Genomic DNA, 22395 nt, shown 5'->3' with positions numbered 1-22395 from the left:
TACTTAATAACCAAAAGAAAAGGGAGCAATAGCTCCCTTTAGTATGAATTTAAATGAGTATTTATATTATGGTTATAGTGTTTGACGTTTTTTGTTTCGACTCACTAACATGTAAAAAACAGGTGTGAGTAGTAATCCAAATACCGTTACGCCTACCATACCCGAGAATACGGCAATACCCATTGCTTGTCGCATTTCCGCTCCGGCCCCTGTACCAATCATTAATGGAATAACACCAGCGGTAAATGCAATTGATGTCATTAGAATCGGTCGAAGACGTAAACGACATGCTTCCAAAATCGCTGATAAGGTATCTTGGCCATTGTCTTTAAGTTCTTTAGCGAACTCCACCATCAAGATGGCATTTTTACACGCTAGAGCCACAAGGACAATCAAAGCAATTTGTGTGAATATATTGTTGTCACCACCAATGAACCAAACACCTGCTAGTGCAGAAAAAATGGTCATAGGAACGATCAAAATGATAGCGAATGGCAGTTTTAAACTCTCGTACTGCGAAGCTAGCACCATGAAAACTAACAAAACAACAAGTGGGAATATATACACCATCGTGTTACCAGCCAAAATCTGCTGGTAGGTTACATCAGTCCATTCATAAACCATTCCCTCTGCTAGGTTTTGATCCAGTACTTCCTCAATAGCCGTTTGGGCTTGGTCAGAACTGTAACCAAAAGCAGGACTGCCGTTTAGTTCTGCACTAGGGTAGCCGTTATAGTGCATCACGCGGTCAGGCCCAATCGTGGGTATGATCTCCAGTACAGCGCCGAGAGGAACCATTTGTCCGGCAGCATTTCTTACTTTGTAGTTAAGTATTTGGTCAGGTTCGAGACGATAGTTCATGTCTGCCTGGGCATTCACTTTGTATGTTCTACCAAACATATTGAAGTCATTGACGTATAATGATCCTAAATAAACTTGAAGCGCATCAAAAACCTGCTCTAGAGGAACACCTTGCAGCATCGCTTGTTCACGATCTATTTGGATGTCCATCTGCGGCACTTGTATACGAAATGTGGAATATAATCCCATCAGCTCGGGTCTTGTTGATGCCTCACTTATTACCAAGTTCAATTGCTTGAAGAGCTCATCAAACCCCTTGTTCGCACGGTCTTCGATTTGAAGTTTAAAGCCGCCAGTAGAGCCAAGTCCTTGGATTGGTGGTGGTGGAAAAATCGCAACGAAGGCTTCATCAATGATTGAAAAGCTCTTATTCAAAGATGCAACAATCGCATTTGCTCCGAGAGTTGGATCATTTCGTTTATCGAAGTCCTCAAGCGTAACAAAAACGATGCCACTATTCGGACTGTTAGTAAAACCATTGACCGATAAGCCTGGGAAAGAAATGGTTTGTGCTACGCCAGGTGTTGCCAGCGCGAGGTTTTCCATTTCTTTAATAACGGACTCTGTTCGATCTAAACTTGCTGCATCTGGAAGTTGGGCGATCGCAACTAAATACTGCTTATCTTGTTGAGGAATGAATCCTCCAGGAACAGCTTTGAATAGAGAAGCCGTTCCCCCGAGTAACGCAATGTATACCACCACAACAACAAGGCTAAAGCGAATCAGCTTCTTGACCAGAGCTTGATATTGGTTCGAGCTATACTCAAAAATTCTATTGAATGGCGCAAAAACATACTTACCAAAAACCGCATCCAAGAGCTTGGTTAGCCGATCGGGTTTTGCGTTCTTATCTTGTAATAGCAGTGCTGATAAAGCAGGCGATAACGTCAACGAGTTAATTGCTGAAATAATCGTCGAGATCGTAATTGTTAGTGCGAACTGCTTATAAAACTGACCGGATAACCCTGTAATAAAGGTCGTCGGGATGAACACCGCACATAACACTAAAGCAATTGCAATAATTGGCCCGGTAACTTCGGTCATTGCTTGTTTCGTTGCTTCTAGTGGTGCAAGTCCATTATGGATGTTCCGTTCCACGTTTTCGACGACGACAATGGCGTCATCGACGACGATGCCTATGGCGAGAACAAGCCCAAACAACGAAAGCGTGTTAATCGATACTCCAAGCATTTGCATTACGGCGAACGTACCGATTAATGAAACAGGCACCGCAATGATAGGGATGATAGACGCGCGCCATGTTTGCAAAAACAAAATGACTACGACAACAACAAGTACAATTGCCTCTAGCAGAGTATGAACCACCGCGTCTATCGAACCACGAACAAAGACGGTCGGGTCGTAGGCTATTTCATATGAAACTCCAGCTGGAAAGGCTGTTTGTAAACGGTCCATGGTTGAACGAACCTGATTAGATAGCTCAATAGCATTAGCACCAGGGCGCTGGAATACGGGCATCGCCACCGCTGGTTTACCATTTAACAAGGCGCGCAGTGCATAAGAGTTTTGACCTAGCTCTACGCGTGCAACGTCTTTAAGACGTGTCAAAGCCCCTGTTTCGTCAACTTTTACTACAATGTCGTTGAATTCATCAATATTCTCCAAGCGGCCTTTTACGTTCAACAAAACTTGGAATTGGTTTTCATTAGCGGCTGGTTGCGCACCTAATGAGCCTGCTGCCACCTGTTGGTTTTGAGATCGGACGGCGGAGACAACGTCCATTACGGTTAGATTTCTAGAAGCGAGCTCATCTGGATTTAACCACAAGCGCATTGAGTACTCGTCACCACCGAAAAGGCGCACATCACCAACGCCTCCGAGCCGAGCTATCTCATCTTTCAAGTTTAAATTAGCGTAGTTAGCTAAATAACTGACTTCACGGCTAGAATCTGGAGAATATATATGCACAACCATGGTGAGATCAGGAGAGGCTTTTTCGGCAACAACTCCTAACCGTTGGACGGCTTCTGGTAATCGGGGCAAAGCTGTAGTGACGCGATTTTGAATTTGAACCTGAGCTTTGTCCAAGTCCGTACCTAAAGCAAAGGTTACGGTCAATGTCATTCTGCCGTCACTGGTTGCCTGTGAAAACATATATAACATGTTTTCTGTACCATTAATTTCTTGCTCCAGAGGCGTAGCAACTGTTTCTGCGATTACTTTTGGGTTCGCACCAGGATAGTTTGCTGTAACTACTACTGTAGGAGGGACAACCTCTGGATATTCACTCACAGGCAACTGCAAAAGTGAAATTGCGCCTACTATTAATATCAATAGCGATAACATAGAGGCAAATATGGGTCTTTGAATAAAAAAGTGTGCAAATTTCATTCGGTTGTCTTCTTAGTCTAGAGCTAAACGTTTGTTTGGCAACGATGTTGAGTTTGAAGCCATAATCAATGAAGTATTGCTAATATCTAGCGTGACATTTTTTGGTGTGACTTTGCTATTTGGGCCAACTTTTGCTGGACCATTTACCGCAATAATTGAGTCGGCGTTCAAGCCATTCTCGATAGCACGAAATGTTCCGTAACGTTCGCCTAAGGTTACGACGCTGTATTGCAACGTATTCTCTTTATTGAGTGTTAATACAAAGCGGTTTTCTAGATCTGTGCCAATAGAACGCTCTGGAACGAGAACTCGTTCAACTGGTTTGGTTGTTGATATCTGAACTCGGCCAAACGATCCCACTTTTAAGTTTGATTTTGTTGCATCGAATACCGCTCGAACCTGCAAAGTACCGGTGTTTTCGTTGATGGAGTTGTCGACAAAGTCAACGCGTCCAAAAAACTCCTGCCCATTTTGTCCAGATAGTTCAAGACGAGTAGGTAAGTTAGAGTCGGCATTGATTGTCGAGAAGTAACGGTTCCAAGTTCGCTCATCGACATCAAAGTATGCATATACCTGATCGTTAGAGACAATGTTTGATATAACGCTTTGATTTGCGTTTACATTGTTTCCTTTAGTAATGAATGCTCTTGAAATAGTGCCGCTAATAGGGGCATATATCTTCGTAAACTCAAGATCTAACTTTGCGGATTCTAACTGAGCACGCAAGGCCATTAGTTCTGCAGAGCGTTGTTTTACTGCGGTATCTCGGGCCTCTGCTTGTTCCGCTGAGATGGCCTTTCGCTTAACAAGTTGAGCGGCTCTCTTTTGTTCGTTTGCTGCTTGCTCTAGCGCAGCTCGAGCACTCTTAACTTGCGCTTCAAGTCGTGAGACCTGAGCTTTGAAGGTTCGATCATCAAGAGTGACGAGTAAGTCGCCTTTGTTGACACTCTGTCCGTCTTTGAACTCTACCGTTTCAATAACTCCGGAAACGCGTGGCATTAAAGAAACTTTCTCTGGGGCTTGAAGCCTTGTTGTAAAGGTGAACCACGATTGAACGGGCTCATAGATGACTTTGGAGACGTCTATCGTAGGTAAGGGAGTATTAGGTTGTTTGGTTATCTCTTCGTCTGCACAAGCAGCTAAAACGGATAAAAGGCCAATGCCGAAAACTTTCTTTAACATTTGTCGCGCCCTAAATGATTCTGTTCATACTAAAAGGAACGGCATTGTATTCATTGTACCTATGGGTAAATAGGCCCTCAGCGAACATAGAGTAGTGATAAAAATGCACGATTAAATATTGGTCAAAATGCTCATTTTTTGGTTTGAAAAAGATCAGTTTAGGGTTTTAAAGACGTGGAGTATTGTTAAATGTAATAAGCCATAATAGATAGGAATAACTAAACAGAAGCTAAAGATAGCGACGAAAATTAAAGCGTTTTTAATTCGTGCATTATTTGCAATTCACTGATGCAATTTGAACCATAAAAAATTGAAATTAATTTTGTAAAATCCATTTCCCATCACATAAAGAATAAAAACTAAATAAGGAATTGTGCAGTGGATCTCGCAAGCCAACTTGAATTACTACTGGATGTCTCTGAATACGGAACTTTTGCTAAGGCTGCTGACAGAAATCATATAGATCGTTCAGCTTTGTCAAAACAGATCAAAAAGCTAGAGGATGAATTGGGCTTACGGCTGTTAAACCGTTCCACGCGTTCGCTATCCCTGACCAATGCAGGTGTTGAGATGGTGGCGCAAGCCAAGAAAGTAAGAGAGGTTCTAACCGAAACTCGTAGTATTGCTGCTACATTTCAGGATGAACCGAAGGGTAACTTGAAAATATCAAGCTCCACTTTCTTTGGCAGAGCATACTTAAATCAGGCAGTTAAAGAGTTTATAAAACAGTACCCAAACATTACTGTAGAGCTGCTGCTCGATGATAATCGAGTCGACGTTATCCACGAAGGTTTTGATGTTGTGTTTCGTATCGGACCAATCCGAGAGTCCAACATGATAGTGCGTAAGTTGGCAAGCAATAATATGGCACTGGTTGCATCGAAGAGTTTTATTGACAAGTATGGAGCCCCGAGCTCTCCAGAAGAGCTTATAAAAATGCCAGCAGTAATATACTCTAATGCTAACTTTAAGGCGGATAAGCTACGTATAGCGCCAAGCCAGTCATCAAGCGACGTTAGAACGTATAATATCAACGGGCAGTACTTCGTGAATGAAACTGAGTTAATGCTCGATGCCGTAAAATCTGATCTAGGGTATGCTTTAATAGGGCAGTTCTTTCTTCAGGAGAGTTTGAGTAAACAAGATCTTGTCCAGTTGCTTCCTGATTATAATCTTCCCGCAATAGGGGAAATATATGCAATGTATACTCACCGAAATCAACAACCATTAGCCAAACTATTCATTGATACTGTTCAAAAAATAATAGGGACGCCTCCTGTTTGGATGGATTATCTCAACTAATATGAGTACTAGGACATAATGTTTTAGATTGAGGGCTTGTTTATATTTATCCATAGAATATGGTTGAATTTGCACTTTAAAAATAATTGCCACTGTTCATAATTTCACTCGATTCAAACAACACAAGTAGTGGTAATTAAATGAAAATGACAAGAACGTCGATCGCAATCGCTGCACTTTTTTCTGCAAGTGCTGCAAATTCAGCCGTAGTTTATGAAGATCAAGAATCAGTATTAAATATTCATGGCCGAGCGCAAGGGATGTATTATTTCTCTGATGATAAAAATGCAGACGGAGATAATAGCTACATTCGTGTAGGACTTGCAGGTGAGTCTAAAATAAATGAAGATCTTTATGCCTTCGGCTTATATGAGTTGGAATTTAAGTCTAATCGCAGAGATGCTGATGGGATTGAAGATGATGAATTTGATATCCGAAAAGGCTATGTAGGAGTTGGTGCAGATTACGGAACAGTAAGTTATGGACGTCAATACGGTGCGGTCACTTTAGTATCTGACTACACGGATATTTTCCCGGAGTTTGGTAATGAAGCTGCTGGCGTAAGTGCGGATCTATATGGTACCGGTCGCTCCGATTCAGTATTTAAGCTAACGACAAGCTATGAAGGTTTGAATATTCATGTTAGCTATCAGGCTGAAAACGATGAAGTGTCAACAGATGCAGCCTCTTATGGTGCGGCGGCGGACTACAAGTTGCCATATGGCTTCAAAGTTGCGCTTGGTTACAACGAAGGTGAAGGGCAATCGGGTGCAGAAGATGCAGAGCTGCTAACGGGTGCTATTGCATTTGAATACGACAAGTTTTATGCCTCTGTTTTATACAGTGATGGTGAAAACTGGGCTAAAGATGGTTCTGAAAGTAATATTGATTACACCGGTATTGAAGCAGTTGCCACTTATGAAATAACAGATAAGCTTTGGGCACTTGTTGGCTATAACAATCTAGAGCGTGATGATGAAGACGTCGTCGATTACTACTCACTAGGTGCAGAGTACGATTTGACTTCTAATTTTAAAGCACTAGCAGAATACAGAATTACAGATGTAGACAATGAAGACGATATTCTTGCAATAGCTGCGAGATATTCATTCTAAAAAATTAATAAATATAAAAAGCCTGAAACTATTTTCAGGCTTTTTTATTTATCGGTGTAATTTTATAAGTGCTGATTTTCATCCATATATAATGGATTATATTGATCGTTACTTGTTAAAGTGTTTTGGATATAATTGTTTTGTTAGCTAGTCCACTGCTAGTTTTCATTTTCATATTTTTTGAATGATGATTTTTTTCTTTGGCAACAAGAAGTATCTTGTTGCCTTTTTTTATTTTTACGTCTTATGGTTAATTAAAACAAAAAGAGTTTTTTATATATTGCTATAAACGAGAAAAATATAACGACAATTGTCAATCTTAGGTTGAGTTAATCTTCATAAAAAAGTGAACTCAATTTCAAGGGTCTTTTTCATTTAAGTGATGTGGAATCCATATGGCGAACCAAGTGAATGATAAAGCGCCAAACGACGAAATGTATCTCAATGAAGATTGGAAAAATTATTTTTATGTAAACGATAGAGGTAGGGATTGATACTGTTTATGTAAGGAGAGAGCGATTTATGAAAAGCCGTCGTTTCAATGTGATTAGACACCTTTACTTTCTTAAAATAGGAAGGGCTCTAAGAAAGTAAAGGTGCAGATGATTTTTTAGTTTTTACCGCCGTCACTTGTTCTGAAGTGATAATCGAAGTTTATGATTGCACGATATTTAACTTCATCACGGTTAAGTGCGTATTCTTCAACTCTCACCTTACTATCATCGATTGCAATATCACGAGGGAAACCGCTTCCAATGATGTTTAGACGATTTCTAAGTTCATGTTTTGATAGCGTTTGGTATTCATCGACAAGATCAAACGCAGAGCTATAAGCGGCATCTTTTGTCGTAAAGTCATTGAGAACAACTTTGTTTGTAGAGTGTTCGACATGAATACCAGCAGTAGCAGATAAACTGAATAATAATAGTGATGAGAGCGTCATTAGTTTTTTCATATAGTCACCTTTTTATTTGTATTACAAAGTCAAGATGTCCAACGAATCCTTGTTAATATCTCTCGACAAAGGTGATAGTGCCATTATAGAAATGTGCTGTACATCACATTTGTGACCATTGACTATGGAAGAATTGTCAACAATAAAACTCAAGCACTTTTGACATTACGGTCAATGTGAAAAAGCGAATATCTGTATGGTTTCGTTAATAATTAAACCACTTTCGGAAACGCTGACTATTCAGTCAAAGCGTATGTTTGTTGTCGTTATAGTGACCTGCCTACAACTTAATCACTTAATGCATGCAATTCAATTGCAATGCCTTGGTATAGATTTTCATTCAGATCTTCCGTCTTAGTGACGATCCTACAAATTCTAGTGATTAAAAAGTCATTATTTGTGGTTTTTTATTCTATTGTCGTGTATAAAAAAACTTTACAACAAATGATAAAGGAATATCCATGAAAAAGTTATTGTGTTTTGCTGCACTGGGGTTAGCTGTTTCGACGACGGTTAATGCAGACCCAATTTTAGACGACATCAAAAGTACAGGGGAGCTAAAAGTCTGCTTTGATTCTGGGTATATGCCTTTTGAAATGACAGCAAAAAATGGGCAGTACATCGGGTTTGATATCGATTTGGGTAAGCAAATGGCGCGTGCCATGGATGTTAAGTTTGTTCCGGTAAACACTTCATGGGATGGCATTATCCCAACACTGTTGACTGGTAAGTGTCACATGATTATGGGCGGGATGACTATCACACCTATGCGAAATACTCAGGTGAATTTCGCTGATCCCTATGTGGTTATTGGTCAATCCATTCTCGTAGATCTCAAACATGAAGGTAAAGTGTCTAGTTACCGAGATCTCAATAGTCCAGAATATGTTGTTGCAACTAAGCTTGGGACAACGGGTGAGCAAGCGGTAAAACGATACCTTCCGAAAGCTAAGATAAATCTATACGAAACTCAGTCTGAAGCGGTACTTGAGGTTGCCAACGGAAAGGTAGATGCGTTTGTTTATGACTTTCCTTACAACTCTATTTATGTGGCGGAAAACAAAGGGCAGTTAATGCACTTGGCTAAACCGTTTACTTACGAGCCTTTGGGTTGGGCTGTGCCGCAAGGAAATCCAGATACGCTCAACTTCTTAAACAACTATTTACGTCAAATTAAGGGCGATGGAACTTACGATCGCATTTACGATAAGTGGTTTAACGACGATAAATGGTTAAAGCAAGTCAAGTAATCATATTGTTATTGTAGAGGAGCGGTTAGCTTCTGGCTTGGTTCATCGCCAACCAAACGGTTCGCGCTGTGAAGCTAACGCTTTTCTTTATTCAAATACCCAACCAACTTTAATCAAAGTCATTCTCGGAATCACATGCAAAATAACTTTAAATCCCTATTGTGGAACGCTGTTTTTGTTCTTGTTTTGCTATCAATTTGCGGTCTTGTCTATCTGTCAGGTAAGCGAATCGATTACAGCTGGAATTGGGAGCGTGTCCTTCCTTATATTGCCACTAACGCTGCTTCATCCATTACCGCGCCTGTCGATGGGAACATCATTCTCGACGAGAATAACCAACTGGCTCTGGAGAGTATTCATGGTGATATTGTTCTTGAACTAAGCCAATATAAGTCTGTGGACGTCTATGAAGGTGATCTTATTTTTGAAGGAGATACCTTAGCAACTATAAAAGAGTGGCGCTCTGGCCCAATTTTAGATGGTGTTGTGACGACCATTAAAATCTCACTCTGGTCACTTATCATTGCTCTAGCGTTGGGCTTAGTTGTCGGACTAATGCGCATATCCAGCAATCCGGCATTAAAAAAGCTGGCGCTTGTGTATGTCGAGGTTATTCGTGGAACGCCTCTTTTAGTACAGATTTTTATCGTTTACTTCTTTATTGGTACTGTGCTTGACCTTGAGCGTTTTACTGCGGGAGTGATAGCGCTCTCCGTGTTTACCGCTGCTTATGTCGCAGAAATTGTGCGGTCAGGAATCCAGTCAATCCCAAGAGGACAAATGGAAGCGGCGCGTTCACTAGGAATGAATTATCCCAAAGCGATGATTTATGTCATTTTACCTCAAGCGTTTAAGCAGACATTACCTCCCTTAGCCGGGCAGTTTATCAACCTGATAAAAGATTCCTCACTCGTCTCCGTGATCTCGATTACTGATCTGACAAAAGCGGGCAGGGAAGTCGTAAGTGGTAGTTTTGCCCCATTTGAAGTTTGGTTTACCGTTGCGGCCCTTTATTTGCTTCTAACTAGTACCTTATCTTGGGCAATACAAACGTTAGAAAAGAAATTGGCAGCAAGTGATTAATGGTGGAGTCATTAATGGAATACATTATTTCAGCAAAAACAATTAATAAAATTTACCCTAATGGCTGCCATGCGCTCAAGGACGTATCGGTAAATGTAGAAAAAGGGGAAGTGATTGTCATCGTAGGACCGTCAGGTTCTGGTAAGTCAACATTCTTACGGACGATTAATCAATTAGAGACAATAAATAGTGGGTCTATTATCGTAGATGGTATCGATATGTACCACAAATCTACGGATATCAATAAACTACGCGCTGATGTGGGCATGGTATTTCAAGGCTTCAACCTTTTTCCACATAAAACGGCGATAGAGAACGTCATGTTAGCACCTTTAAAGGTTTCTAAACGTGACCCTGAATCGGTGAAGAAAGAAGCAAAAGATTTGCTTTATAAAGTCGGTCTGTCGGAGAGAATGGATAATTATCCTAATCATTTATCAGGTGGACAGCAGCAGCGCGTCGCAATCGCTCGTGCGTTAGCAATGAAGCCCAACATTATGTTGTTTGATGAACCCACATCAGCACTAGACCCTGAAATGGTTGGAGAAGTTCTTGATGTGATGAAAGATTTGGCCAAGGACGGAATGACCATGGTCGTGGTTACTCATGAAATGGGTTTCGCAAAAGAGGTCGCTGATAGGGTGTTGTTTATGGAAGATGGTGAGCTTTTGGTTTCTGACTCTCCTGAGCGATTTTTTGATAACCCCTCCAATCCTAGATTGCAGAAATTTTTATCTAAGGTCTTATAATAAAAAGAAAATTTGATTGAGGGTTAGCCCCTCAATCACTTCATGCACTATTGTGGCTCGTAACGTTCGCCTCGCCGAGAGACATAGATAATGGGCTTTTTACTCGAAGTTAATGGCGATAACATTAGCTTGGTCCAAATGAAAGGTCTGGTAAATACTAAAGTGTTTAATCAGCCATTAAGTCTTTGTTCACTTTAAACATAACAATTTCATTTTGAATTGATAAAAATTGTGTTTGAATAGAGCTTATGGATGTTTGGCGGTATGGATGTCTAAATGAAGAAAGTAACAATTTTAGATGGTGGCATGGGGCGAGAGTTGAAACGTATTGGCGCCCCTTTTTCTCAGCCGCTTTGGAGTGCACAAGCGCTAATTGAATCACCACAACATGTAAAAATGGCCCATGAGAATTTCATAGACGCTGGCGCAGAGATTATCACTGTTAACAGTTATGCATGTGTCCCATTTCACTTAGGCGAGGAACTCTATGCAAAACGGGGGACTGAGTTAGCAAAATCTGCAGCTAAAATTGCCAGAGATGTAGTCACCAGCTCTAACGATAGAGTGCTCGTTGCGGGCTCTCTTCCTCCTGTAATGGGGTCTTACAGGCCTGAATTATTCGAGCCGAAAAGGGCACTGGAAGTGGCTTCTGAGTTATTTGAAGCTCAAGATCAATATGTTGATATTTGGTTAGCTGAGACCGTGTCTAGCCTCGCTGAAGTTGAAGTTCTATCAATAATTTTAGCCAAAACAGATAAGCCCAATTATATTGCTTTCACCTTAATGGATGAGCCTAACTCTTTGCCTCGCCTTCGCTCAGGGGAATCTCTTAAAGTCGCGGTTAATACGCTGTTGAAAACAAATGTTTCAGGTATCTTTTTCAATTGCTCTATTCCTGAAGTTGTCGAGCAAGCGATCATAGATACACAAGCAGTATTGAGTGAGTCAGGTAGAGAATTGACGATAGGTGTTTTCGCAAATAGCTTTGCTCCGATAAAGCAAGCGCACCAAGCCAACGAGACCATTCAGGAAGTTCGCCATTTCTCTCCGACTGAATATCTTGAGTATGCTAAAAAGTGGCATGCGCAGGGAGCAAGCATTATTGGTGGTTGCTGTGGGATTGAACCACGTCATATTAAATTGCTAGCGACTTGGAGAGACACTCTCGAAAACGCCTAATTTTGGTGAAGCGCAGGGAAGTATGGCAAGAGGTTTTGTTTTTCATTCATCGTTATAGACAAAATAAAGGTCTTTCATATCTGGCAAAGTAACAAGATGCTTTAACTTGCTCATTACTTTGCCAGTTTGCCTCGAGATCTTTATTAATTATTTTTGGTTCAGATTAACGACAATCTTTCCAACTGTTCTCTGATTTCGCATGTCCAAGAGTGCGTTACCTACATCCTCTAAGCCGATGATCTTCAGTTTCGGTACTTCCAATTCTCCATTTTCTAATAGCTCAGACACTTCCTTTCCGGCATTAACGATACTTGCAAACCCTCTCTCGCCAAAGACATGACCAGAGCCCAAACTTATTTGGTGGAAGCCCAAGCCTTTTAAGAAGGCATCTGGATATTGAGAAGGGTCGACAGTCTTGACGAGCTCCACCATTTCGCCCTCAAAGGTTAACACCGAGGTTGCAATTCGGTCGTTATCACCGCCTACACAATCGAGTGCAACCTCAACGCCATGATTTCCGGTAATGTCCATTACTCGCTGAACTACATCTTCATGATGATAATCAATCATATGGGTTGCTCCTAACGAGGACAAATATGCGTGATTAGCTTCTGAACTAGTAGCAATGATCTGTTCAACACCAAATGTCTTTGCTAACTGAATAGCAAAGCTTCCAACGCCGCCAGCACCTCCGGCGATAAAAATGCTGCTTCGATTTGAAATATCGAGCTTGTCTACCAAAGCGCGATATGCGGTCCAGGCTGCACAAGGTGTAGATGCTGCTACTTCAACCGGAACCTGAGGGTGCTTTATGAGCGTTCTTGAATCATGGATAGCAAATTCAGCGAATCCACCGTGATGGCGTCTCATGTTTCCGTGATACAACACTTTATCGCCAACCTTCCAATCAACGACCGCATCGCCTACAGAGACTATTTCTCCTGATACGTCTAACCCGCCAACAAAATTGTTATCCATGTTAGTGACCATGTCTGACCAATAATGAATTTTTGCATCGACAGGGTTCAAACCAACAGCGTTAACTTTAACCAATACATCAAATTGGGTTTCTAGTTTTGGTGTAGGTAATTCGGATAAAGAGAAAGTATCGTTATCTCGTTGGTAAGTTATCGCTCTCATAGGTTTTCCTTATTATTAAGAATGGTCGAAAGTCATACTAACTCAGAGGGTGCTGCTGCAATAATTATGGTTTTTTCTTATTTTGATAATTTTAGGTTATGTTTGATAAAAAGGATTCGAGATGCTCTGAAATTATCATCGACAACCAGTCTGCATAGCTAACGACATGTAACTTTATGATAAGTAATGACTAGTTTTATTATTCCATTTTTATGGAAATATTTTATTGATCTTTTGTTTTGTGATTCTATAATTCCAAAAATGTCGAAATAAAGGCTTGTCTATCAGGTAAGCTTGTTAGCGAAAAATGACGAGGAGAGTAAATGTGAATACAGAAATTATAACTATGGCTAAAGAAGCGCTGGATATGTTTGCGTTTCTAGCAACCGAACTTATCATCTTATTTCTGGCAATTAGCTACATTGTCGGTGTGTTGCAAGATTTTCTAACGCCAGAAAAAATTCAATCTATTCTCAGCTCGAAAAAGGGTAAAGGTTACTTCATTGCTGCGTTGCTAGGTTCGATTACGCCTTTCTGTTCGTGTTCGACCATTCCTTTCTTAAAAGGCTTGTTGCGTGCAAGAGCAGGTTTTGGACCTATGATGGTGTTCCTATTTGCAAGCCCGTTGCTTAACCCAGTGATTATTGGCTTGTTTGTGGTGACTTTTGGTTGGAAAGTTGCGGTATTTTACTTTGCTATTGCGATGTCAGTATCAGTGGTAGCAGGCTATGTACTTGAAAAACTAGGGTTTGAACGTTACGTCAAACCAGAAGCATATCAAGCGGTAGGTTCTTCTTCGTGCGGTACTTCTTGTGGAGATTCAAGCAAGAAAAAAGAAGAAGCGAGACCAGCATCAAGCTGTGATACCAGCGCCTGCAATGAACCTACGCCAGTTGCGGCGAAAACATCTTGTTGTGGTGATGTACCAAAACCTGAACCTAAAGTGGAAGTATCTTGCTGTTCATCAGACGGTAGTGCAACAGCGACAGTCGTGGAAGAGAAAGAGCCTAGCCGCTGGGTACGTATTTGGCAATCAACTTGGAAAGACTTTAAGCAAGTGTTCCCTTATCTCATGATGGGCATTGCGATTGGTTCATTTATCTATGGCTTCATCCCGACGGAGTTCATTGCGGAGTTCGCTGGTGAAGCGAAGTGGTACGCGATTCCGGTCGCAGCAATCATTGGTATTCCATTGTACATCCGTGCAGAGGCGGTCATTCCACTTAGCGCGGCACTAGTACAAAAAGGTATGGCTCTTGGATCTGTTATGGCGCTTATTATTGGTAGTGCTGGCGCAAGTCTTACAGAAGTGATTTTGTTGAAATCAATTTTTAAGAACCAAATGATCGCTGCCTTCCTAATCGTTATCTTAACGATGGCCATGGGAGCGGGTTACTTATATAGCTGGGCTTTTTTATAAAAATAACCCTCGGGCGATTGCTAGAGGGCTCTGTTTTTGTCGCCATATAGGGAAAGGGAAGTTTCCTATACCGCGCAGACTATAAAAAAATAACGAGGTTACTCGTAAATACTATAGGAGAAATACTTGCTGGCGATGGTTTTATGCTTACCGCTCTGGATCAATTTTTGTATTCCGCTATCGAGTAATGCTTTTAATTCTTTGTCTTGTTTTCTCACTGCTACGCCAATGCCACGGCCGAACCACTTTTCCTCTGTAAACGCTGGTCCAGTAAAGTGATAGCCTTTACCTTGTGCAGTTTCAAGAAAACCAGCACTTAAACCGATTGAGCCGCCAAATACAGCATCTAACCGTCCATTGAGTAGATCGGTAAATGCCTCATCGAACGTACCATAACGACGAATATCAATATCTGGATACAAGGCAGAAAGGTACTTATCACCAATTGTGGCTCTTTGAACTCCAATAGATAAACGATTTAGGCTGCCGTCATCCATGTTGATTTCTCTATCATTTTTCATTATAAAACGAGTCGGTACTTTTGCATAAGGGACGGTGAAATCGACTTTCTTTTCTCGTTCTTCTGTGATTGTCATTGCAGCAATAATCGCATCGTTCTTGCGACTAAGGAGAGAAGGGATGATGCCATCCCAATCCATTTTTGAGATAACGCACTTTACTTCTAACTCTTTGCATAACGCGTTAGCGAGGTCGACTTCAAACCCTTCTAGCTTTCCCTCTTTTGTCGTCCAGCTAAATGGGGGGTAAGCCCCTTCAACAGTGAAGCGAATTTGTTTCCACTCTTTCGCATGGCTGAAAACTGAAAATAAGCTAATAAACAATACGACTATCCATTTCATAAACGTTTCCTTGTAACTGTTTGGAAACCAATGTTTAACACAAAGTAAGCAAATATCAATGAAAGTGCATATATGTGTGACCTTTCGCCCGCATTGTGTGAGCGAAAGGTTTTGCGTGTATTACAGCTTATCTTCAATAGTTACGAGGGGAACTCTCGTTGAGACAGCGTGAAGTGCAATGTTGTGAATCATTTCATCGACCGTGGTACAGCTATCCATTAAGATCGAAACATCATACTTGTCCGCAGATTTTGAAATAGCAGTATGTGTCACGCAGTTTTGTGTCATCATTCCGCATACAAGTAACTCCGTTACATTTTTGCTTGCCAATACTTCTTCTAAACGTGTTCCTTCAAAGCTATCTGCGAAGTGCTTTACCACGATTTCGGAATTCGGCGCTAAAGCAAGAACTTCTGGGTGAATATTGGCACCGTCGCTGCCTTCATTGAAGAATGGGGCAATGCCCATGGCAGGATCGGCAATATGCTGAATATGAATCACAGGAATGTTTTGCTCATTGGCTTTAGTTATTGCTCTCTTAACATTGTCTAAAGTTGATTCTGTATTCCATAAAGGAAACTTTCCTTCCGTGAAATAGTCGTTTTGCAAATCAATTACAAGTAGGGCTTTTTGAGTCATTTTCTTTTCCTTTTATTGAGGATCATTGCGATACGAATAATATAAAGACTTTTAGCCACCTTCTTTAGAGTCTAAAATGACACAAAAGAGTCAAAAAGCGACACTTGAAGATAAATGAAAATAGCACTCGTTAATTACCCAGATAGCTCGCAAGCCTCCGTATATGGTTTAAGCGAACTCTTCGAGATGGCAAACCGTGCGGCGGCTAAATTGGGCGTTGATGTGCACTTTGAAGTAGAGATATTGGATCACTGGTCAAACACGCACTTCGATGTGAAAACAGCGGTAATGATTCCGCCTAGCGGCACTGGTCAATATTACTTAGAACCAGAGCCAGAGCTACTCGACTGGTTAAATGTCCAATATAGTAAAGGTGCGATTTTAGCCTCCGCCTGCGCTGGTACTTTTATTCTTGCTCAAACCCAGTTGTTGACCAATAAGTCTTGTACGACACACTGGGGCTTGGCTCCTTCATTAGCGAGTCAGTTTCCCGATATCCACGTAAGACAAGAAGCCATCCTTATTAACGAAGGAACGATCATTACGGCTGGGGGTATGATGTCATGGGTGGATTTAGGTTTGGAGTTGGTTTCCTTATTTGCGTCACCGGCAGTAATGCGCCTGTTAGGAAAAATGTTGGTTATTGATACTGGTCCGAGAGAGCAACGCTTTTATCAACAGTTTACTCCAAACTTCCAACATGGTGATGAGGTAATTGTTCAAATACAGCACTATATAAACGATCATTATCAAGGAAAACTGAGCAATAAAGAGCTTGCAGAGTTGAGTTGTTTAACAGAAAGGACATTGCAGCGACGCTTTAAAAAGGCGACAGGTTTCAATGTTAACCAATACATACAAAGCTTAAGAGTACAAAAAGCTTGTGATTTACTTGAGTCGACAACCCTAACATTTGACGCAATATCATTTAGAGTGGGTTACCAAGATGTGAGCGCGTTCAGGAAAATATTTAATAGAATCGTAGGTTTAACACCGAAGTCGTTCAGATCTCGGTTCTGTTCATGAACGCCAGAAGTAAGATAATGTTGGTATTAAACATTTATAACTCAGAAGCAAACACCGCATATTTTTACAAGCTGGCTTAGCGTGATGAAAAGGGATAACAAGCTAAGCCAACCGTAGCGCACTCCTAATTACTGAACATTTTGTAGAATGCTTAAAGGGTTCTCAAATTACAATGACTTGTATAGGTCGTTGTTAATCACAAAAGCTATGTGATTTCCAAAACCAGTTTCCCAATATGTTGCTTGCGTGAAAATACTTCTTGCGCTTGACCTATCTGGTTCAAGGGAAATGACTCCGCGACTAAGGGACGAATTGCGTTCTGTTCGATATAGCGAACTAAGTTACCGAATACTTCTGGTGCCAAAACGGTACAACCAAATAACGCTAGGTCTTTAAGGTAAAGAGTTCTTACATCCAGCTCGACAATTGGGCCGCCTATGGCGCCGGAAACAGCGTATCTTGATCCTGGCTTTAGTACCTGAAGAAATTGTGGCCACTGCTCTCCTGCGACCAAATCAATCACTACGTCAACGCTGTTTTCTCCGAGAGTCGCTGTTAAATTTGCATCGCGAGGGATAACTTGGTTTGCTCCTAATGCCGTGATCTGTTCTTTCTTTTCTGGGCTGGCGATAGCAATGACGTATGCTCCACGCGCCTTCGCCAGTTGGATTGCGGCAGAGCCAACACCACCGGATGCCCCTGAAATCAGTACGGTATCGCTCGCTGTGACATTAGAGCGGACAAGCATGTTCTCTGCAGTTGAATAAGAACAAGGGAAGGAGGCCAAGTCGATATCCGATAAACTACTATTCACTGCATATGCATGTTTACTGTCAACAACAGTGAACTGAGCAAAGCCACCATCACATTCTGAACCGAAGTACCAAGGCAAGCTAAGTGCTTGACTGTTGAAGCGCGTAATACATGGTTCGATGAGCACGCGCTGGCCGACTCGTGATGGGCAGATATTCTCACCAACAGCGACGATGGTACCGCATACATCGGCACCTTGGATTCGAGGGAGAGATAGCGCGTCTCCTGACCAACTTGCATCCATGCTATTGGCGTCGTTTTTAGAATACCATGCTGTTCGGGTATTGATGTCGGTGTTATTGACTCCGGCGGCGGCTACTTGGATCAATACATCATCAGGCGAGGGGACTGGCACAGGTATATCATCGCGGTAACGAAGCATATCTGGCCCACCATGACCGATAAGTTGGACGCCTTTCATTACTTTCGGGATTGTGGTCATTGATTGTTCTCCTTCATTAGTTCTAGCAGAGTGTGTTCAGCGGATGCAAAGGCAGCGTGACCGAGAACCGGCCATGCGTTGGATAAACCTTCATGTAACAAGAAGAGTGTGGTTGCGAGGTCTTCTCGCTGACTTAGTTGGAGCATAAGCTGACGGACCGCCAATTTGTGTTGTTTTACTGCTTGATTAATCGATAGATTTTCTGGATAGGCTGCTAATGCATTGATGGACATGCAGCCATTCGGTGCAAACTCCTTCATCCAATCCTCGAGGCGAGTGAATAGGTGTAATACAGCCGGTGTTCCATTGGCAGGGGCGTCTTCGAGCAAAAAACTCAAATACCTTTGATGGCGATGCTCGAGAGCTGCAACAATCATCGCTTCCTTGGAGGGGTAGTATTTGTACAGGGTTCTCAGGCTGACTTCGCAGGCGTTTTTGAGTTGGGGTACGCTCGGCTCGGCGAAGCCATACTGACTAAATGCTTTTTCTAGGCTTGCTGCGATTTTTTCTTTCACTATTTGACATACCAGGTAGAACGTTTGTTTTACCCAAGGGTAGAATAAACTTTCTACCTCAGTCAATGGTGTATTTAAACTCTGTATTGAAAGCCCGACGTAATGCCGGGCTAATTTAAGTGATTTTTATATATTCGGAACGTGAATCAGTGTGCCGTTGCGTGCTGCTCTCCACGCTTGTCTAGCATTCCGCTGAAACGGGTTAGTAGTAGAGCACCTAATACTACGATCGCGCCAATCCAAGGTGTGTGCATCAGCCCAGCATTGGCCACGATAAGGCCACCGCCCCAAGAACCCAGTGCAATACCTACGTTAAATGCAGCAATGTTGAGACCGGAAGCGACGTCGACTGCATCAGGTGAATATTTCTCTGCTAGTTTGACAACATAAACTTGAAGTCCTGGAACGTTACCAAAGGCAAAGGCACCCCAGACAAGAATGGTCACTACTGCAGAAGTTGGATTAAATGCTGTGACACTAAACACGAGCAATACCACAATTAGGCCCGAGAAAATCGCTGTCAGAGCTTTGATTGGCCCCATAGAGTCGGCCATCTTTCCGCCCCAGATGTTGCCGAATGCGACTGATACACCATAAACCAACATAATTAGGCTGATAGCGCTAGAGCCAAACCCCGAAACTTCTTCCAAAATAGGAGCCAAGTAAGTGAAGGCTGTGAACGTACCACCGTAACCGAGCGCGGTGATTGCGTACACCAAAAGTAGACGAGGTTGAGTCAAGACTTTTACTTGCGATGACAGCTTGGTTGCTGGTGGTTGTTTCAGATTACTCGGCACTAGCAGAGCGCTTCCTATCAGTGCGATGATTCCAAGGATCGCGACGATTAGGAAGGTTGCCTGCCAACCAAATGTCTGGCCAATCCAGGTGCCAAGTGGCACGCCCGTCACTAGAGCTACGGTCAGACCGGTAAACATAATAGCAATTGCGCTAGCGGCTTTTTCTTTTGACACTAGGCCAGTGGCGATAGTCGAGCCGATCGAAAAGAACACACCGTGTGCAAGCCCGGTCAGTATCCTTGCTGTAACTAGAGTGTTGTATCCAGGTGCTTGCCAGGCTAACAGATTGCCAAGAACAAACAGTGCCATAACAGAAAGCAGAACGTACTTTCTTTTCCAGTTACCAGTCAGCGCTGTTAAAACGGGAGCACCAACCGCGACACCAAGTGCGTACAGGCTAACTAAAAGACCCGCTGAAGGTAATGATACGTTGAGGTCGGAGGCCATAGTCGGTATCAGACCGACAATTACAAACTCCGTGGTTCCAATAGCAAAGGCGCTAAGCGTCAATGCAAGTAAAGCTAAAGGCATAACAACTCTCTCTTATAATCATTGAATATGAATGGATAAACGAATAGCCCGTTTCCATGTCGTGTATTATTAAAGAGTTATTCGTTGCGAAAAATGGTGTTTATTACAAAATACTTTTGCTATAAATGATGGAAATGCGCAATTAAGAAAGGGGATGAAATGTTAACCCGATCAGATGAATTAGAGATTCTCATGGCAGTTGTGGATAGTGGTGGATTTTCTTCCGCTGCTGATGCACTAGGTATTCAAGTCGCTAGGGTATCTCGTGCGGTTAGTAAAGTTGAATCACAGTTGGGGGTAACCTTGCTGAATCGCACGACACGCAGAGTGGAAGTTACTGAGGAAGGGCATCAGTTTGTTGAAGCGGTTCGCTTAGGTTTACTACAAATACAGCAAGCTGAAGAAGAGATCATTACACGAGGTGAATTACCTAAGGGGCGCTTAAGAGTTGATGCCGCTAGCCCATTTGTTTTACATCAACTCGTGCCGTTAATTCAGCCATTTAAAGAGGCTTATCCTGATATTCAACTCGATCTTACCTCTAATGAGGGTTTTGTGGATCTATTGGAAAAAAGAACCGATGTGGCGATACGTATTGGACGATTATCGGATTCAACACTGCATGCTAAACCTTTAGGAACAAGCCCACTATTTATCGTTGCCACGCCTGGTTATTTATCTAAACGAGGTTTCCCTGAAGCGGTGAGCGATTTGCGCAGTCATAACTTGATCGGTTTTTCTGGCGCTAAAGTGTTAAATCAGTGGCCATTACGAGGGTTTGAGATGATAGAGCCTGATATCCTATCCAGCAGTGGTGAAACGGTTAGACAGTTAGTGCTGGCAGGGAACGGCATTGCATGTTTATCTGGCTTTATGGTGAAAGATGATCTTGATTCTGGACGGTTAGTGGCATTGTTTGAATCGGAAAAAATCACAAATACTGGACGAGAACAGGTCAATGCCGTGTTCTACAAATCTTCTTCAGTCTCTAAACGTATTTCCGCGTTCATCGACTTTATTCAACCAAGACTTACTTTAAAATAACACTATTATTGTTGTTTTAATAAAAGAGTTTTGTTGTTATTGCAGCTTTTGTTTTTTCAACTGCCAAGCCTAGCGTGCCACCCCTTAGTAAGGTGGCACATATTTTTATTTGATCTTAGTTAAAGCGTGGCAACACGTACTGAGCGATCTGTTCCATTGATTTCTCAATTGGTTGGCTATTACGACGGAAATGCAACCCGATGTGATTGACTCCTGCTTCTTGCATTTTTTCTAGCTCATCGCTCAAGCCATTGACTCCGGCCCGGATACCAAAATGATGCCGAACGACTGGTGCATTTGGGTTATCGACTAAATCAAGATGAATAAAGCTGGCGTAGGGTTTGTTTCCCGCTACGGAGCGCCAAAGTGCAACGCGGTGTTCATGATCATCAGGTGTGCCTGGGTAGGCGAGCCAGCCGTCTAGGTTTTCTCCTATCCATTGTGGACTTTGCTGCGCTAACCCTGCGACATAGATAGGAATATCAGCAAACTCGGGTAATAACTGTAGATCGTTACCCAGCTTATCATTTTGCGTATCTTTCAAAATCTCTACACTTTCTCGAAAAGCCGAGCCACGGCTGTCAAAGTTAGCGTTAAAAACGGGATATTCACTAGGACGGTCTCCACTAGCCACACCGAGTATCAGGCGGTCACCACTTAACTCGTTGATGGTCGCAGCGGCTTTTTTTACTAGCCAAGGTTGTCTTAACGGTAATACTATCGCTGCTGTCCCTAGTAGAATGTTGTCGGTGCACGCAGAGAGATAGCCAAGATAACTGAACGGTTCATAAATTTGTGCCGCGTCTCCAAAGTTAGGGTCGTACAACGGGACATCTCTCACCCACGCTACGTTAAAGCCTAACTTATCGGCTAACATAATACGCTGTTTATGTGCACTCATGTCTGGTACGCCGAATGGTTTTCGTTGGAGCAGGCGTTTTGTCTGGCCTTCTTGGGTCCAGTCATTATCTAGGGGGAGCTCAACACCGATGGTGAATCTGTTACTTAAATCTTTATGCATTATGAAGCCTGACTATTACTTTGAGTACTAGGAGGCAAGGTGCCTCCCTGATATTCAGGACACTATGAGATTTTTGTTGTGAGAAAAAGCGGCAAAAAGACAAAAGTGTTTTGCCACAA

The 22395-nt window shown here is 42.2% G+C and carries 19 protein-coding genes; 9 read left to right on the top strand and 10 right to left on the bottom strand.

Annotation, left to right across the window (positions count from 1 at the left end):
- Positions 1-72: 72 nt before the first annotated feature.
- Complete coding sequence (locus R7P69_RS22055; protein WP_025768140.1) at positions 73-3213, bottom strand: efflux RND transporter permease subunit; 3141 nt, start codon at positions 3211-3213, stop codon at positions 73-75.
- Between the two features lie 12 nt (positions 3214-3225).
- Positions 3226-4395 carry an efflux RND transporter periplasmic adaptor subunit gene (locus R7P69_RS22050; protein ID WP_238951940.1) on the bottom strand — a complete coding sequence of 390 codons (1170 nt, stop codon included), beginning with the start codon at positions 4393-4395 and terminating at the stop codon, positions 3226-3228.
- A 378-nt stretch (positions 4396-4773) separates the two neighbouring features.
- Between R7P69_RS22050 and R7P69_RS22045 the strand changes: the two genes are divergently transcribed.
- Together R7P69_RS22045 and R7P69_RS22040 are read left to right on the top strand one after the other, a co-directional pair.
- A complete protein-coding gene (locus R7P69_RS22045; RefSeq protein WP_085570005.1) occupies positions 4774-5697 on the top strand; it encodes a LysR family transcriptional regulator in 924 nt (307 codons plus the stop codon).
- Between the two features lie 140 nt (positions 5698-5837).
- A complete protein-coding gene (locus R7P69_RS22040; protein ID WP_025768142.1) occupies positions 5838-6812 on the top strand; it encodes a porin in 975 nt (324 codons plus the stop codon).
- A 610-nt stretch (positions 6813-7422) separates the two neighbouring features.
- Here the strand turns inward: R7P69_RS22040 and R7P69_RS22035 are convergent.
- On the bottom strand, positions 7423-7767 hold the full coding sequence (locus tag R7P69_RS22035; RefSeq protein ID WP_005377323.1) for a DUF3316 domain-containing protein: 345 nt from the start codon (positions 7765-7767) through the stop codon (positions 7423-7425).
- Positions 7768-8228: 461 nt separating this feature from the next.
- Between R7P69_RS22035 and R7P69_RS22030 the strand changes: the two genes are divergently transcribed.
- The 4 genes from R7P69_RS22030 to R7P69_RS22015 all read left to right on the top strand — a co-directional run bounded on the left by R7P69_RS22030 (position 8229) and on the right by R7P69_RS22015 (position 12028).
- Entirely contained in the window at positions 8229-9017 is a 789-nt protein-coding gene (locus R7P69_RS22030) for a transporter substrate-binding domain-containing protein (RefSeq protein ID WP_005377324.1), read from the top strand.
- Between the two features lie 135 nt (positions 9018-9152).
- Positions 9153-10100, top strand: a complete 948-nt coding sequence (locus R7P69_RS22025) for an amino acid ABC transporter permease (protein WP_005377325.1) — start codon at positions 9153-9155, stop codon at positions 10098-10100.
- Between the two features lie 14 nt (positions 10101-10114).
- A complete protein-coding gene (locus tag R7P69_RS22020) occupies positions 10115-10849 on the top strand; it encodes an amino acid ABC transporter ATP-binding protein (protein WP_005377326.1) in 735 nt (244 codons plus the stop codon).
- A 276-nt stretch (positions 10850-11125) separates the two neighbouring features.
- Positions 11126-12028 carry a homocysteine S-methyltransferase family protein gene (locus R7P69_RS22015; RefSeq protein WP_053304412.1) on the top strand — a complete coding sequence of 301 codons (903 nt, stop codon included), beginning with the start codon at positions 11126-11128 and terminating at the stop codon, positions 12026-12028.
- Positions 12029-12175: 147 nt separating this feature from the next.
- Here R7P69_RS22015 and R7P69_RS22010 read toward each other — a convergent pair whose 3' ends face one another.
- Entirely contained in the window at positions 12176-13168 is a 993-nt protein-coding gene (locus R7P69_RS22010) for a zinc-binding dehydrogenase (protein ID WP_225455482.1), read from the bottom strand.
- A 346-nt stretch (positions 13169-13514) separates the two neighbouring features.
- Here R7P69_RS22010 and R7P69_RS22005 point away from each other — a divergent pair, with 346 nt between their 5' ends.
- On the top strand, positions 13515-14588 hold the full coding sequence (locus tag R7P69_RS22005) for a permease (protein WP_306416663.1): 1074 nt from the start codon (positions 13515-13517) through the stop codon (positions 14586-14588).
- A 98-nt stretch (positions 14589-14686) separates the two neighbouring features.
- On the opposite strand, the gene R7P69_RS22000 is transcribed toward R7P69_RS22005, so the two are convergent.
- Positions 14687-15448: a transporter substrate-binding domain-containing protein gene (locus tag R7P69_RS22000; protein ID WP_238951938.1), complete on the bottom strand. Its 762-nt coding sequence runs from the start codon at positions 15446-15448 to the stop codon at positions 14687-14689.
- 120 nt (positions 15449-15568) lie between these two features.
- Entirely contained in the window at positions 15569-16087 is a 519-nt protein-coding gene (locus R7P69_RS21995) for a cysteine hydrolase family protein (protein WP_054579520.1), read from the bottom strand.
- Positions 16088-16201: 114 nt separating this feature from the next.
- Between R7P69_RS21995 and R7P69_RS21990 the strand changes: the two genes are divergently transcribed.
- Positions 16202-17113 (top strand): GlxA family transcriptional regulator, encoded by a 912-nt coding sequence (locus R7P69_RS21990; RefSeq protein ID WP_193843576.1) that lies wholly within the window; start codon positions 16202-16204, stop codon positions 17111-17113.
- A 205-nt stretch (positions 17114-17318) separates the two neighbouring features.
- Here R7P69_RS21990 and R7P69_RS21985 read toward each other — a convergent pair whose 3' ends face one another.
- From R7P69_RS21985 to R7P69_RS21975, 3 genes are all read right to left on the bottom strand, one after another.
- Positions 17319-18368 (bottom strand): alcohol dehydrogenase family protein, encoded by a 1050-nt coding sequence (locus tag R7P69_RS21985; protein ID WP_042523727.1) that lies wholly within the window; start codon positions 18366-18368, stop codon positions 17319-17321.
- Entirely contained in the window at positions 18365-18886 is a 522-nt protein-coding gene (locus R7P69_RS21980) for a TetR/AcrR family transcriptional regulator (RefSeq protein WP_042523849.1), read from the bottom strand. The genes R7P69_RS21985 and R7P69_RS21980 overlap by 4 nt, the downstream gene beginning before the upstream one ends.
- Positions 18887-19029: 143 nt before the next feature.
- Entirely contained in the window at positions 19030-20211 is a 1182-nt protein-coding gene (locus tag R7P69_RS21975) for an MFS transporter (RefSeq protein ID WP_005377337.1), read from the bottom strand.
- Between the two features lie 159 nt (positions 20212-20370).
- Between R7P69_RS21975 and R7P69_RS21970 the strand changes: the two genes are divergently transcribed.
- Entirely contained in the window at positions 20371-21255 is an 885-nt protein-coding gene (locus tag R7P69_RS21970) for a LysR family transcriptional regulator (RefSeq protein ID WP_005377338.1), read from the top strand.
- Positions 21256-21370: 115 nt separating this feature from the next.
- Here the strand turns inward: R7P69_RS21970 and R7P69_RS21965 are convergent, their stop codons facing one another.
- The gene (locus tag R7P69_RS21965; protein WP_238951937.1) at positions 21371-22276 is read right to left on the bottom strand and encodes a TIGR03571 family LLM class oxidoreductase; all 906 of its coding nucleotides are present in this window, start codon (positions 22274-22276) and stop codon (positions 21371-21373) included.
- Between the last annotated feature and the right edge of the window lie 119 nt (positions 22277-22395).

The sequence above is a fragment of the Vibrio sp. 661 genome, assembly GCF_033339315.1.
Classification (GTDB): Bacteria; Pseudomonadota; Gammaproteobacteria; order Enterobacterales; family Vibrionaceae; genus Vibrio; species Vibrio alginolyticus.
The sequence above is the reverse complement of the archived record's forward strand: the minus strand, read 5'-3'. Positions and strand labels throughout refer to the sequence as shown.

Coding starts and splice junctions, on each gene's coding strand:
- R7P69_RS22040 (WP_025768142.1), top strand. CDS start 5,838: ATGAAAATGACAAGAACGTCGATCGCAATCGCTGCACTTTTTTCTGCA.
- R7P69_RS22005 (WP_306416663.1), top strand. CDS start 13,515: ATGGCTAAAGAAGCGCTGGATATGTTTGCGTTTCTAGCAACCGAACTT.
- R7P69_RS21970 (WP_005377338.1), top strand. CDS start 20,371: ATGTTAACCCGATCAGATGAATTAGAGATTCTCATGGCAGTTGTGGAT.
- R7P69_RS21965 (WP_238951937.1), bottom strand. CDS start 22,276: ATGCATAAAGATTTAAGTAACAGATTCACCATCGGTGTTGAGCTCCCC.
- R7P69_RS22035 (WP_005377323.1), bottom strand. CDS start 7,767: ATGAAAAAACTAATGACGCTCTCATCACTATTATTATTCAGTTTATCT.
- R7P69_RS22010 (WP_225455482.1), bottom strand. CDS start 13,168: ATGAGAGCGATAACTTACCAACGAGATAACGATACTTTCTCTTTATCC.
- R7P69_RS22020 (WP_005377326.1), top strand. CDS start 10,115: ATGGAATACATTATTTCAGCAAAAACAATTAATAAAATTTACCCTAAT.
- R7P69_RS22030 (WP_005377324.1), top strand. CDS start 8,229: ATGAAAAAGTTATTGTGTTTTGCTGCACTGGGGTTAGCTGTTTCGACG.
- R7P69_RS22025 (WP_005377325.1), top strand. CDS start 9,153: ATGCAAAATAACTTTAAATCCCTATTGTGGAACGCTGTTTTTGTTCTT.
- R7P69_RS21995 (WP_054579520.1), bottom strand. CDS start 16,087: ATGACTCAAAAAGCCCTACTTGTAATTGATTTGCAAAACGACTATTTC.
- R7P69_RS21985 (WP_042523727.1), bottom strand. CDS start 18,368: ATGACCACAATCCCGAAAGTAATGAAAGGCGTCCAACTTATCGGTCAT.
- R7P69_RS22015 (WP_053304412.1), top strand. CDS start 11,126: ATGAAGAAAGTAACAATTTTAGATGGTGGCATGGGGCGAGAGTTGAAA.
- R7P69_RS22055 (WP_025768140.1), bottom strand. CDS start 3,213: ATGAAATTTGCACACTTTTTTATTCAAAGACCCATATTTGCCTCTATG.
- R7P69_RS22000 (WP_238951938.1), bottom strand. CDS start 15,448: ATGAAATGGATAGTCGTATTGTTTATTAGCTTATTTTCAGTTTTCAGC.
- R7P69_RS21990 (WP_193843576.1), top strand. CDS start 16,202: ATGAAAATAGCACTCGTTAATTACCCAGATAGCTCGCAAGCCTCCGTA.
- R7P69_RS22050 (WP_238951940.1), bottom strand. CDS start 4,395: ATGTTAAAGAAAGTTTTCGGCATTGGCCTTTTATCCGTTTTAGCTGCT.
- R7P69_RS21975 (WP_005377337.1), bottom strand. CDS start 20,211: ATGCCTTTAGCTTTACTTGCATTGACGCTTAGCGCCTTTGCTATTGGA.